We start from the raw sequence: 13757 nt of genomic DNA, 5'->3' as shown, positions 1-13757 counted from the left end.
TATTGAGTAAAAGAATGGAAGAGAATCACCCTTTGTTAAACATAACAAACTTCAATTCCGTCATTTCCTCTACAGCATATTTTACACCTTCACGCCCAATCCCACTTTGTTTCACCCCACCATAGGGCATGTGATCCACACGGAACGTCGGAATATCATTAATCATAACTCCACCTGCTTCGATCTGATCGACAGCACGGAGGGCGGTATGAATATCATTTGTAAATACGCCTGCCTGAAGCCCGTATATCGAGTCGTTAACATGTTCAATACCCTCTTCAACGGAATCTACCGTATTGATCACAACGATGGGTGCAAACACTTCCTGACAGGATACCTTGGCATCACGCGGAACGTTAATCAGTACCGTTGGACGCAGAACGCCTCCTTCAGCTTGACCGCCTGCTGCCACTTCAGCCCCTGCCTGTTTAGCTTCTTCAATCCAGTCGAGTGTACGCTGTACATCCTTGGAGGTAATCAACGCAGAGACCACCGTATCCGGGCTCAGCGGGTCTCCGACCACCACTTGTTTGGCCGCTTCAGCAAAACGCCGGATGAATTCTTCCGAGATGTCACGATGTACGTAGATTCGCTGTAGTGAGATACATACCTGTCCCTGATACGTGAAAGCACCAGTCACACATCGAGGAACCACTTTGTCCAGGTCTGCGTCCTTATCCACAATCACCGCTGCATTCGACCCAAGCTCCAGTGTCACGCGTTTGAGTCCTGCTTTGCTACGAATGTTCGTGCCTACCGCTGGACTGCCTGTAAACGTAATGTGAGCAACACGGGGATGCTCCACAAGCACATCACCAATCGTTTTGCCATCACCGCTCACCACATTCAGTGCACCATCCGGCAATCCGGCTTCCTGCAGCAGATTAGCAATGTAATAGGAAGACAGCGGCGTCTGCTCCGCAGGTTTGAGTACGATCGTATTGCCTGCTGCGAGCGCTGGACCTACCTTGTGAGCTACCAGGTTCATTGGAAAATTAAACGGTGTAATCGCACCGATGACACCTAGAGGTTGCCGCATCGTATAGCCGATACGCCCTTCTCCACCTTTGGCTGCATCCATCGGAACCGTCTCTCCGGTCAGCCGCTTGGCTTCCTCGGCGGCAAACCGATACGTTTCCACCGTCCGGTCAACCTCGGCCAGTGCTGCCGTAATTGGCTTCGCCGCTTCAAGCGCTATGATTCGCGCTGCTTCTTCTTTGCGTTCTTCAAGCATGGAGGACAATTTGTACAGAATATCTGCACGCTGATGTGCAGGCATCTGGCGCATTGCCTTCCCGGCTTGAACCGCAGCTACAACAGCAGCCTCCGCTTCCTCGGCTGAAGCCGAAGAGACTTCTGCCAGCGTTTCCCCGGAGTATGGTGCTTGAAGTTCTTTATAATCTACGGATTCGGTCAGTTTGCCACCGATAAACAGATGTTGTTTTTTCATATGCTGCATCCTCCATCCTTTTAGAACCTATTGAACTAAAGAATGTTACACTGCCACTTCGATGACAGAACAACAACAATACAATCGCTGTCTCATGTAAAAGATCAGTTCAATTTATATAATCTATTTATACACTATTTCCGTGCCATCAACCCACTACGGTATTTGGCAATCATAGCTTGTAACGTACCTGATGAGCCATTGTGGCGATCTTGAGCTATTGCATTATAAAGGATTTCACAACCTATTTAACCGTCAGGACGGGGCAATCTGCATGTTTTAACACACCATGGCTGACACTGCCCACGATCATCTCTGCGAGCATGCCTTTTCCACCTGTTCCCATCACGATCATTCGACAATCTCGTTCTCGCGCTACACGGCAGATCTCATTAACGGGATCACCCGCAATCAGCAGTGTCTCATATGCTACGTCTCGTCCGGACAACTGTCTGGTCACCGGTTCTATAATATGCTGCCCTTCTTCGGCAATCCGAGCTTCCAGATCAACACCCAATGCAGGTTCATTAATGGAGATGGTAGGATTAACATGCACGATCAACAGACTTGCAGGTTGTTTCATATCTTCAGCCAGGATCAGTGCTTGTTCCAAAGCCTTATGCGCATGTTCCGAACCATCAACAGCAACCAATATATGTTTCAGCATTGCAATCCCTCCTGTGAATTAATGAGATGTAATAGCGGAATCGATATCCCGCAGATGATGACGGCGTACCAGCAGTACCACGACACCAATCAGAACCATTAATGCGCCAAAATAAAACGGCGTTTCCGGGAGGAACCACTCGGACAATTTACCTGCAAGCCATGGAGCAAGTGCACCACCCAGGAAACGAACGAAGCTGTATGCAGCAGAAGCAACAGAACGCTCCACAGGTGCAGCTTCCATAACAGCCGTTGTAATCAACGTGTTGTTAATTCCAAGGAAAATCCCGGCTACAATGACTGCAACAATAACGGTAGTTGGTGAACCCATCACCGTACCTACTGCCATAACAACCAGATCAATCGCGAACAATGTAAGCATGACACTCATGGACGGAACCGATCCAAATCGGCGTTGTAATCTTGGTGCAACAAATACCGACGTAATCGCCAGCATCAAGCCCCAGCCAAAGAATACGTAACCCAGGCCGTGCTCATCCAGATTCATGACATATGGTGAATAAGCCATCAAGGTAAAGAAACCAAAGTTATACAGGAAGGCGGTAATCGCCAATGTTTTCAATGAAGGATAACTTAATGCTTTGAATGGATCGGACAAAGAACTTCGTGTTTTCGGTTTAGCCATTTTGGGCAGCATAAATGTAATGCTTATAAATGCAATCGCCATCAGAACAGCCACCCCATAGAACGGGCCACGCCAAGAGATGGAACCCAGCTCACCACCAAGCAGCGGACCAACCGCAATCCCGAGACCAAGCGCTGCTTCGTACAAAATAATTGCCTTGGCTGTCCCCGACGTGGACAGTCCAACAATGGCAGATAACGCCGTTGCGATGAACAAGGCATTACCCAGTCCCCAACCGCCACGGTAACCAACCAGTGCACCTACGGTGTCTGAGGTACCGCCGAGGAACGAGAAGATAATAATCAGCAATATACCGCTGAGCAACGTCCACTTCACACCAATCCGGCTGGATACGACACCTGTAATCAGCATCGCTACCCCGGTTACAGCGTTATAACTGGTAAATAGCAGCGACACCTGGCTTTTCGAAGCATGCAGCTGATCTGCAATCGCGGGCAGAATCGGGTCAACCAGCCCCAGACCCATAAAGGATATGATACATGCAAAGGCAACCGCCCATACCGCTCGCGGTTGGGATAACAAGCCCCCACGTGATGACGGCAATTCGTCCGGTAATGATGGCTCTCTTTTCATACGTAATTCCTCCTGTGAATAATTTATGTGATGAAACTTTTATTTGAAAATGACTATGAAAATAATGAAAACATTCTATACATTTTCAGAATTAGAGGTAACAAAACGGCACAAATGACACCGAAACATCCGGTGTTTGTACAGGATCGCCACAGGTACTATGGTGCTCACTCCATGTAGCGATTATGTGTATACAGTTTTGTTTATTAAATATTAGATGCTAATTGGGTTAGCCGTCTTCATCACCCTGCGGATCATGTGCCTGTAACTTCTGAATACCGCTCCGAACGCGTTCACGCAGCTCTTCCAGTTCAGTCTGTACGGCATGTATGCTCTGAAGTTTCTGCTCAATCAGTTGCAGCTGACCATCCAGCGTTGTTTCCATCGTGGTGAGCTTCTCGATCCGTTCTCTCACTTCGGTCGTCTGTTGGTAGTCAAAACGTTGTTCGTTCAAGGCATCTGCTGTTGCCACATAGGTATGTAACTCCTGAAGGGAGAATCCAAGTACCTCTTTGGCGCGAACCACCTTTTTCAGATAATCGATATCCTCCCGAGTGTACAACCGCGTACCGCCATCTGTCCGCTGAGGTGAAGGCATGACACCAATCTCTTCATAATACCGAATGGTTCGCTTGGTCAAACCACATTCCTTGGCTACGTCGTCGATTTTATATAAACTCATTTCCCTCACCTCTTCCATATGTCTGTAATGTTATGTACATAATTATATATAATTTTAACGTTAACGTCAACGTTAGATTTCAAACATAAAGCCTTAGCGAGTTCAACATCGCCTTCCATTCTCTATCTTCAACAAAAAAAGACCCGCTTCACACGCGAGTCTTCCTCTGTAAACTATTCATTCACTTTACCTTAAACGTTCTGCTCATTCTGTTGCTGTTGCTGTTGAGCACGTTGCATTTGCTTCAACCGGCCTTCAACTCTGGTAAATAGTCTGAACGTATAGAACCCTGTAGCAACCAGACTCAGCACCAAAGCTCGTACATCTGTAAGCCAGAAACCGATAATGCCGAATACCGTAATAATCACACCAAATTGCATCATCAGATTGGCGCTATAACTTTGCGCTTCGTCCCACAACTCGGGATTACTCATTGCACGCGGGGTCCGATAACCATATATTCCGTTAATCATTTTCGGTGGTTTTTTGAACACCATTAACCCCAGAATGAAATAACACACTCCGATAATTATCCCTACTACTGCTCCTGTCAAAACGTTCTCCCCTTCACTGTTGTCTTCCATAGACCTGCTTACACTGACACTCCGGTGACAGAATAACCTGCTGATGCAGCTTCGCTTCTTCAGGTTATTTCTGTCCTCTCCGTTCTCGTATAAATGTCTAGTTAGACTTTTCTACATAAAAATATAAAAAAACGGCTCTACGTATATACGAAGAGCCGCCTGGATCGTTTCGTAAACTTAGATATTCTTCACTCGGAGTACACGCATGGCGTTCAGAACAGCCAGCACCGTGACACCGACATCCGAGAATACCGCTTCCCACATGGTAGCTATGCCGAACACACCGAGTAGCAAGAAGACTGCTTTAACCCCCAGAGCAAACGCGATATTTTGCCACACAATCATTCGTGTACGCTTAGCAATGCGGATTGCACTCGCTAGTTTCGACGGTTCATCGGTCATAATGACCACATCAGCCGCTTCAATCGCGGCATCCGAGCCGAGCCCACCCATGGCCACGCCCACATCGGCGCGCGCCAGGACAGGTGTATCGTTGATGCCATCACCGACAAACACCATTTTTTCCTTCGGAGATTTGGCAGCTTCCAGTTGCTCCAGTCGTTCGACTTTATCCTGTGGCAGCAATTCAGCATAGACCTCATCCACACCCAGCTCACGTCCTACCGCTTCACCCACGGCTTTCGCATCTCCTGTCAGCATGACCGTTTTGCGGATGCCGAGCTTCTTCAGCGCCTGAATCGCAGCAGCTGCATCGTCCTTCACTTCATCGGCGATGATCAGATGACCAACATACGTGCCAGCTTCAGCCACGTGGACTATCGTTCCGGCCGTCTCCGGTGTGGTATAGGATATACCTGCCTGCTTCATTAATTTGGCGTTGCCTGCCAGCACTTCCCGACCATCCACGCTCACCTTGATCCCGTGTCCGGCAACTTCATCATAACCTTCCACACCTTGCGTGGGAATCGCTTTGGCCCAAGCTGCGCGAATGGATTCGGCAATCGGATGATTGGAATTCGCTTCGGCAATGGCTGCCAGCTTCATCAATTCCTCTTCCGTGCGTCCGCCTACGGGACGAATGGCTGTTACTTTGAATACACCTTTGGTTAGTGTACCCGTTTTATCAAAAACAACAACTTTCACATCGTTCAACGCTTCAAGGTAGTTACTGCCTTTGACAAGAATCCCGTTACGTGAAGCCGCTCCGATACCACCAAAGAATCCAAGTGGAATAGAGACCACCAGCGCACAAGGACATGAGATAACCAGGAAGACCAATGCACGATAGATCCAATCGGCAAATGTTGCACCACTAAGTATCAACGGCGGAACAAATGCAATCAGGGCTGCAAGGATAACAACAACCGGTGTGTAATAACGGGCAAATTTACTAATAAAATGCTCTGTTTTCGCTTTCCGACTGCTCGCGTTCTGCACCAGATCCAAAATTTTGGATACCGTTGATTCACCAAACGTTTTGGTTACTTCAATCGTCAACATACCATTTTTGTTCACAAATCCACTCAGTACATCACTTCCGGGCTCCAGCTCACGAGGTACCGATTCACCTGTCAGAGCAGAAGTGTCCACCATGGAACGCCCAGCTCTAACGATACCATCCAGCGGTACTCGCTCTCCTGCTTTCACGACAATACGATCACCAATCCGTACGTCTTCTGGAGATACACGACGGGTCTCGTCACCCAAACCCGTCAGGATATTCGCGTAGTCTGGGCGAATGTCCATCAGTGACTGAATCGACTTGCGTGACCGATTAACCGCCATGCCCTGAAACAGCTCTCCGAGCTGATAAAAGAGCATGACCGCTACCCCTTCGGGATACTCTCCAATAGCAAAGGCACCCAAGGTAGCGACGGACATCAGGAAGTATTCATCGAACACCTGACCGCGGATGATGTTTTTGGACGCTTGGAGCACGATGTCTCCCCCGGCAATCAGATAAGCGAGCGCATATAGCGTAAACTGTGCCCAGCCCTCCAGCGGCGACCAGATCGCAGCTGCGAGCAGCACAGAACCTGCAGCAAGACGAGCAAGCAACACTTTTGTCTGTCCTGCACCATGTTCATGCGAGTGGCCTGCATGGGCATCATTATGGGTATGGCTGTGATCATGTCCAGCATGACTCCCGTGCTCATGTGTATGATCATGTGCGTGACCATGTTGATGTTGATCATGAGCATGCGAGTGTTTGCCATGTGAATGTGAATGTCCATGATCATGTCCAGTATGGTCATGACTGTGGTTATTTGCACTACCTGCACTCCCTGTATGGGTGTGCACATGTCCGTTCACGTGTTTTCCTTTTTCCGAAATGCGAATATGCGGCTCCAGCCGAAGCACTTTGCGTTTTGCTTCTTCCACTACCTGTTCGTCCATGTCGGAAGTGGTGTGTAGCGATAATGTTTTGGTAACAAAATTGACAGAGCATTCGTTAATGCCCTTAATTTTTTTGACGCCATTCTCAATCTTTAATGCGCAGTTCGCACAATCCAGTCCATCAAGCAGCAGTTCCCTTTTCACCTGTTCCTGTCCGGTTCCCATGTGAATTCTCCCCTTTGCAGTACAAAAACGATGTTATATTTCAATTGTATTCAATATATGAGCACTCATTCATATGTTTGGTTACCCCTATTATATGCACGCCTAAACATGAGTGTCAACAATCGTTGTTGATTTTTCATACAGATTATGCTAATAGTAATCATTTCGCTTTAGGCGGGTTTTGGATATAATAGAGCTATAGTTGTTAACATAGGTGGTGATAGGAAATGGAACAACCGGTTAAAGCACCAAGCGAATGTGATGCAGCCTGCTCAGGTACTGAAGCGGACGTGCAGACGATTCGCACTTCACTCATAGATCGGGAGACCTCTTCCGAGATGGCAGATTGGTTCAAGGCATTCAGCGACCCTACACGTCTACGTATTATTGATGCGCTGTTACAGAAGGAATTATGTGTTCATGACCTGACGGTTCTGCTCGACATGGGACAGTCGGCCATTTCACATCAGCTGCGTTCTCTCCGCAACATGCGGATCGTCAAGCGGCGCAAGGAAGGCAAGACGGTGTACTACTCTCTGGATGATACTCATATTGAGCAGATTTTCCTGCAAACGCTCCAACATATTAAACACAGCTAGGCAGCAGCCAAGCTTGTTCATGAAGAAGAACCCCCGCCTCTCGGCTATTTGCCGATGGACGGGGGTTCTTCTTGGTAAGGGTACCGTTTTGTACAAAATAAAAAGTGACTAAATCTTCTGATTAACTATCCATTGGAACTTGCCACTTTGGTTATAAAAGATTGTTCTTGTTTGGATCGTAAAGGCCCGATCTGTCCTTGAACCAGTTGAAGATATGCGATACACATACTTTCAGCACCGCGTATCCTGGAACAGCGAGCAGAATGCCCACGACTCCAAACAGATTACCCGAAGTCAGAATGACAAAGATAATCGTGATCGGATGGATTTTCAGCGTTTTACCCATGATCTGTGGTGAGATGAATTTACCTTCAATTAACTGTACGATCGTCCATACGGCAACCATTTTCAGCAGCATCACCGGGGAAGTGACGAGTGCCACGATCAATGCTGGTGTAATCGCAATTGCAGGTCCCAGATACGGAACAACACTTGTGAACGATGCGATAATTGCAAGAATCAGTGCATAATCCAGACCAATGACCATATAACCGATGTAGAGCAGAATACCGATGCAGAAGCTGACGATAATCTGTCCACGAATGAATGAACTGATCTGGTGATTGATGTCTTCCAGCACATGCATTGCGCCCGTACGGCTCTTGATCGGCAGGAAAGACAGAATTTTCGCTGGCAGCTTCTTGCCGTCTTTTAGCAGATAGAACAGAATGAACGGAACCGTTACGATGGACAGCACGGTCTCCGTGAAAGCTCCGAGGAATCCGCCCAATTTGGTCCAGGTCGAGTTCAGAATTTCAGTAGCCTTTTGGGAGATTGTTCCCCACCAGTCCTGCGAATTCAGATTCACCGTTTCCTGGAACTGACCGAACAATTTACTGCCCGTAAGCTCCTCAAACTGCTGTTTTACCGTCTCACTGTACGTTGGGAAATTTTCAATCAGCCCCACAATCTGGTTACGCACAACCGGAATGACCGCCAATACTACGACTGTCAGAATGCCTCCAATCGCAAGATACAGGATCAGAATGGACCAGCCGCGCTTGATTTTCCACCTTTCCATCACATCCACAATCGGATTCAGCAGATAATAGAGTATGCCTGACAGAATAATAGGTAACACAATGGTTTTGATGAGTACTGCGAGCGGATGAAGAACAAAGGATACTTTGGTCAGAACCATGACATTCAGTCCCACCAACAGCAGAATTAGCAGAAATAGCACAAACTTGTTGTTAAGAAAAAATCGCTTGAACCGCTCCGGCCAAACGCGGGGTTGCTCAGGTTGCTCCATAGGCGTGTCGTCCTCTCTCATGTATCCTTAATTAAAAATTCAAACTGTAAATCTAGATAAACGCCCCTTACACACGAATAAAATAAAGTATCTTGTACAAGCCAACATATGTATAACACTCTGGATTTATACGTATGGTGCTGATTAACCGTTTCAAATTAAACCGGTAAAGTCATTTTACCCCAAAATGAGTCTTCTGCCCCACACGAAACATTTGCAAATTCTCCCTATTCAAAAACGGCCCGCCTCACTGTGAGACGAACCGTAAATTTGTATCTATAACTTACCTTTAAGCAGCTTTTATGCTGAAAAATTTAAGATCAGGCTTTTCCCGCCAATTGTGCGATTAACTCATAGGAATGCAGACGTGCCTTATGATCATAGATCATCGACGTAATAATCAGCTCATCTGCCTGCGTCTGCCGAATGAAGGATTCCAGCTGTCCACGTACGGTTTCTGGCGAACCATTAACAGCTGCCTTCAGCGTCTGCTCCACACCAGCTTTCTCACGGTCCGTCCATTTGCCTTCCATCTCTGCCGGAGGCTGTACCAATCCCGTTGTACCGCGAATAATGTTCAGGAACTGCTGTTGCATCGTTGTACCCAGCCAAGCTGCTTCCTCATCTGTATCCGCAACAACAGCGTTAACACCAACAATCACATGTGGCTCCTTCAAGCTATCAGATGGTTGGAAATTGTTTCGATACGTCTCCAGTGCAATACGGGTGTAATCGGGCGAGAAGTGGCTGGCAAAAGCAAACGGCAATCCCAGCTGACCTGCCAGACGTGCACTGAAATCACTGGACCCCAAGAGATAAATTGGAATATTCAATCCTTCTCCAGGAACTGCGCGAACAGGCGCATGATAAGATGTCGCCGAAGCATCAAAGTATGCTCTAAGTTCTGCCAAAAGCTCAGGGAAATCTTCCCCACTGTTCAGATCTTTGCGTAGTGCAAGCGATGTGCGGCGGTCACTCCCTGGTGCGCGACCCAGTCCCAGGTCAATTCTGCCAGGATACAAGGATTCCAATGTGCCGAACTGCTCAGCGATGACAAGCGGTGCATGGTTAGGCAACATGATGCCTCCTGAACCCAGACGAATCGTTTTGGTTCCACCAGCCAGATATCCAATAACGACCGAAGTTGCGGAAGAAGCAATACCCGGCATGTTGTGATGTTCAGCTACCCAGTAACGGTGATATCCCCAACGCTCAGCATGCTGTGCCAGATCCAGGCTGTTGCGCAAAGCATCAGCAGGTGTTGCACCTACTACAACAGGAGCCAAATCCAGGATGGAAAGCTTAACGTCATTAATATGTTCTTTATGGGATGAAGCTGTATTTTCTGTAGTCATTATCGTTTAATCTCCTCGATGATTATATTTTTGTATATCCAGATATATAGATTAATTAAATCACAACTGGATAGGGTGATGTGATGATAAACTAGCCGTTTACATCCGGACGGAATCCCTGCCTGCATGTGCATCCTAGCTTCCGTTCCGGCATCCGGCTTATAACTCGTTCTGCACGTACTCGGCAAACTGACGAATCGTCTCTTCGTTGCGCCGATAATACGTCCATTGTCCTCTTCGCTCGGAGAGCAGCAACCCTGCCTTGAGCATGGTCAGCAGATAACTGGATATAACCGACTGAGCCAGTCCAGCCTTCACTTGAATCGTGCCAACACAGATTCCGTTCTTGCCACCATCCGGATGCTGAGATAGTTCCAGCGGTGGAAAGTGTTGCTCCGGGTTTTTGAGCCACAACAAGATTTGTCTACGTGTCTCGTTCGATAATGCTTTGAATATAAGTATAGGTTCCATGGGTACGATTATACCCCCTTTCAACCATTTTGCAAACACATGAACAAACAAACCGACTCATGATCGAGTCGGTCTGGTATCATATGGAATCCTATAGGGAAACAACATCTATATTAGAATTTGGTTGTTACCGTCTGTTTAACCTGATCCAACATGGCTTGATATGCGGGTGCATCCAGGTATCCAATACTTCCAAAGAGCAGATGATCTACTGCTTCAATGCCTACAAAATCGAAGATACCTACGTCTGAGGTAACTTTCAACCCAGCAGTCATACCAATCTGATCATAAATTTCACTTGGTGTACCATGTGTGTTGATGATGAGTCCTTTTTTGCCTGTCAGCAATTTCTCGATACCCGCTTCACCCGCTGCATATGCAAAACCATAGGCGAATACACGGTCAACATATCCTTTCATAATGGCAGGAAGACCTGTCCACCAGATCGGATAGATGAATGTAATGGCTTCTGCATCTGTAACAAACTGTTGCTCTGTAGCGATATCCTGTGGTGTCTGTCCTGCTCGCATGGAAGCTGTGTCAGCTTCAGTCAGTACGGGTTGGAATCCAAGCTTGTACAAGTCACGAACGACTACTTCATGGCCTTGAGCTTCGAGCGCTTCTACAGCAGTATTGAGGATTGCGTTATTAAAGCTGTCTGTGTGCGGGTGAGCATATACGATAAGATGTTTCATAGTGTGAATCCCTCCAGGTTTGGTTTGAGTTAGGTTGCGAAAATGGGTTACATTGATACGTTCCCGCATACATAGATATCTATGTATGTGGTTAAAAAAATATTTGGGCTCTTCTGCCTCCACCCCAGTCAAATCTGGAAGGGTTGCAGACAGAAGAGTTCATTCATTATAACTTTCGGACAATAATGGACAGCAAGCTCTCCAATTGCTCCGACTGTTCATCGGACAGGCCACTATAGATGATGTCATTAATCTGCTCTGATACCTGATGGAAGATCGGTTCGAGTCGCTTCCCCTGTTCGGTTAGGCGAATCATCGTCACTCGGCTATCTTCGGCACTCTTGCTACGTTCAACATAGCCAAGCTTCTCAAGCTTGTTGACCAGTACCGTTACCGTTGGTTGCGTGCGTTGAACACGTTCAGCCAACATCTTGATCGACAGCGTCTCTTCCCGGTACAAGAACATCAATACATCTCCATGAGAAGGAACAATCCCTGTTACCTCATGCTGTTCCAATTCGTGTACAATCCGTTTGTTGACATGGTCCCTGATTCTTGCAATCAGTGCAATTGCGTTGTATTTTGGCATGACCTCATTATACATAGACATCTATGTAATTTCAAGTTCTTTTTTATAAAAAAGAAAAACAGCCCTTTCCATCCTTCTAACATATGGAAAATATCGGGCTGTTCCGATACTACTTTGATCCTGATCTATAATGTTAGACTTAGATCATCGTTTTTGAATTCATGTTGGATTCATGCTGAATTCAGTTGATCCATTGCGTGATTTTCTCAACGGATTGTCGGGACTTCTCACGCTGGGGCTCCTCTACCCGATAACCGAAGGCTGCCATCATAGAGACGCCCCATGCGCCATTTTCCAGCAAGCCCTCTTCTTCCATAATACGGTGGACGTCCTCACGGCTGAAACCTTCGATTGGACAAGAATCAATCTCGATTTGAGCTGCCGCCGTCATCATGTTGCCGAGTGCAATATACGTCTGTTTGGATGCCCAGTCGAATAATGATCGTGGATTATCCAGAATTTTCTGGTTATTTTGGAACTTTCCATAAGCCTCACTTGTTAGCTCAAATACGTTATTTGGCATTCCCTTTGTTTCCTTCAACATGTACTCCGCATAAGGAGAATTATAACTGGCATCTGATCGGGCCAAAATAACAACAAAATGGCTTGCTGTAGCCAATTGCTTTTGAGCGCCGGAAGAGACTTCGGACAGACGCTTACGCAGGTTTGGATTTTGTACAATCAGAAACTTCCACGGTTCAAGACCAATGGAACTTGGAGATAATCTGCCTGTTTCCAATATAAATTGGAAATCCTCATCCGAGATTTTGCGGGTATCATCAAATATCTTTGTTGCATGCCGGAAATGATAAGCTTTTAAGATGTCTTCCTTTGTCTTTGACTTTGCTGTAACTTCCATGAAACTCCACGTCCTTTTTATAGATTTTTTATGTTGAATCGTCAGTCTCTAGTTTTTGATTTACTTAAGTATTAGTTTAGAATCTATATCCGAAAATGAAAAGTACGCACATTATTGTTTCTCAGTTTCTAAAAGTAAGTATTGTATCCTAACAAGGAAAATAGCCGATGCAGGACATAAATCTTCTCCTAGACGGCATAATCTCACACATGAAGTTTACAATTGCTCCATCCATTCATTTTCAGAAATGACGGTATATCCTTCTTGCCTCAACAATGCTGAGGTGACACCTTCTCCAGTTACCTTGTGGTTGGCAAAATTCCCATCATAGATCATCTGTGTACCACAGGACGGACTAAACTCCTTCAGTACCACACAAGATACATTCAATTTTTTGGCCCATTCGAGCGTCTGATAGGCTCCCTTGATATACAGCTCTGTGACGTCCTTGCCGCTTTTCTCGATCACTTTTGCAGTGCCTGCCAGTACGTCCTTGCCCGTGCCACCGATAATTTCAGCCGGTTCCCGTGGAGTGGAGAATCCGCCAAGCAGCTCCGGACATACCATCTTAGCCTGCTTCTTCTCCACAAGCTCCTGAATTTTCTCATCCAGACTCGCTGTTCCGTTGTAACGGCAGGCTACCCCCGCCAGACATGAACTCACCAAATATTTCATCGTTATCTCCTTATACTCATTCCATCTATGAAGTAAATTGTAACATATAAGATCAGC

The 13757-nt window shown here is 46.7% G+C and carries 14 protein-coding genes; 1 reads left to right on the top strand and 13 read right to left on the bottom strand.

Features of this window, described 5'->3' with window-relative positions; translation table 11 throughout:
- Window positions 1–25: 25 nt before the first annotated feature.
- The 6 genes from QNO02_RS03135 to QNO02_RS03110 form a co-directional block, all read right to left on the bottom strand.
- Window positions 26–1450 (bottom strand): aldehyde dehydrogenase family protein, encoded by a 1425-nt coding sequence (locus QNO02_RS03135; protein WP_133387553.1) that lies wholly within the window; start codon window positions 1448–1450, stop codon window positions 26–28.
- A gap of 244 nt (window positions 1451–1694) precedes the next feature.
- A complete protein-coding gene (locus tag QNO02_RS03130; RefSeq protein ID WP_091038968.1) occupies window positions 1695–2117 on the bottom strand; it encodes a universal stress protein in 423 nt (140 codons plus the stop codon).
- Between the two features lie 18 nt (window positions 2118–2135).
- Window positions 2136–3356 carry an MFS transporter gene (locus tag QNO02_RS03125; RefSeq protein ID WP_062837652.1) on the bottom strand — a complete coding sequence of 407 codons (1221 nt, stop codon included), beginning with the start codon at window positions 3354–3356 and terminating at the stop codon, window positions 2136–2138.
- Between the two features lie 229 nt (window positions 3357–3585).
- On the bottom strand, window positions 3586–4038 hold the full coding sequence (locus QNO02_RS03120) for a MerR family transcriptional regulator (RefSeq protein WP_289391064.1): 453 nt from the start codon (window positions 4036–4038) through the stop codon (window positions 3586–3588).
- 191 nt (window positions 4039–4229) lie between these two features.
- A complete protein-coding gene (locus QNO02_RS03115) occupies window positions 4230–4592 on the bottom strand; it encodes an SdpI family protein (RefSeq protein ID WP_289391063.1) in 363 nt (120 codons plus the stop codon).
- 207 nt (window positions 4593–4799) lie between these two features.
- Window positions 4800–7145 carry a heavy metal translocating P-type ATPase gene (locus QNO02_RS03110; RefSeq protein ID WP_289391062.1) on the bottom strand — a complete coding sequence of 782 codons (2346 nt, stop codon included), beginning with the start codon at window positions 7143–7145 and terminating at the stop codon, window positions 4800–4802.
- Between the two features lie 227 nt (window positions 7146–7372).
- Between QNO02_RS03110 and QNO02_RS03105 the strand changes: the two genes are divergently transcribed.
- Window positions 7373–7744 (top strand): ArsR/SmtB family transcription factor, encoded by a 372-nt coding sequence (locus tag QNO02_RS03105; RefSeq protein WP_100526808.1) that lies wholly within the window; start codon window positions 7373–7375, stop codon window positions 7742–7744.
- 151 nt (window positions 7745–7895) lie between these two features.
- Here QNO02_RS03105 and QNO02_RS03100 read toward each other — a convergent pair whose 3' ends face one another.
- The 7 genes from QNO02_RS03100 to QNO02_RS03070 all read right to left on the bottom strand — a co-directional run bounded on the left by QNO02_RS03100 (window position 7896) and on the right by QNO02_RS03070 (window position 13700).
- Window positions 7896–9056 (bottom strand): AI-2E family transporter, encoded by a 1161-nt coding sequence (locus tag QNO02_RS03100; RefSeq protein WP_036614215.1) that lies wholly within the window; start codon window positions 9054–9056, stop codon window positions 7896–7898.
- Window positions 9057–9376: 320 nt separating this feature from the next.
- Window positions 9377–10411 carry an LLM class flavin-dependent oxidoreductase gene (locus tag QNO02_RS03095; RefSeq protein WP_051449565.1) on the bottom strand — a complete coding sequence of 345 codons (1035 nt, stop codon included), beginning with the start codon at window positions 10409–10411 and terminating at the stop codon, window positions 9377–9379.
- Between the two features lie 159 nt (window positions 10412–10570).
- On the bottom strand, window positions 10571–10882 hold the full coding sequence (locus QNO02_RS03090; RefSeq protein WP_036668255.1) for an ArsR/SmtB family transcription factor: 312 nt from the start codon (window positions 10880–10882) through the stop codon (window positions 10571–10573).
- Window positions 10883–10995: 113 nt separating this feature from the next.
- The gene (locus QNO02_RS03085) at window positions 10996–11577 is read right to left on the bottom strand and encodes an NAD(P)H-dependent oxidoreductase (protein ID WP_249913871.1); all 582 of its coding nucleotides are present in this window, start codon (window positions 11575–11577) and stop codon (window positions 10996–10998) included.
- Window positions 11578–11743: 166 nt separating this feature from the next.
- Window positions 11744–12166, bottom strand: a complete 423-nt coding sequence (locus tag QNO02_RS03080) for a MarR family winged helix-turn-helix transcriptional regulator (RefSeq protein ID WP_091018819.1) — start codon at window positions 12164–12166, stop codon at window positions 11744–11746.
- Window positions 12167–12347: 181 nt separating this feature from the next.
- Window positions 12348–13025, bottom strand: a complete 678-nt coding sequence (locus tag QNO02_RS03075) for an NAD(P)H-dependent oxidoreductase (protein ID WP_249913872.1) — start codon at window positions 13023–13025, stop codon at window positions 12348–12350.
- A gap of 216 nt (window positions 13026–13241) precedes the next feature.
- Window positions 13242–13700: a 2-thiouracil desulfurase family protein gene (locus tag QNO02_RS03070; protein WP_249913873.1), complete on the bottom strand. Its 459-nt coding sequence runs from the start codon at window positions 13698–13700 to the stop codon at window positions 13242–13244.
- Between the last annotated feature and the right edge of the window lie 57 nt (window positions 13701–13757).

The organism is Paenibacillus sp. PK1-4R, assembly GCF_030369595.1.
In the GTDB taxonomy this organism is placed as follows: domain Bacteria; phylum Bacillota; class Bacilli; order Paenibacillales; family Paenibacillaceae; genus Paenibacillus.
This window is presented reverse-complemented; position numbering and strand designations above follow the sequence as displayed.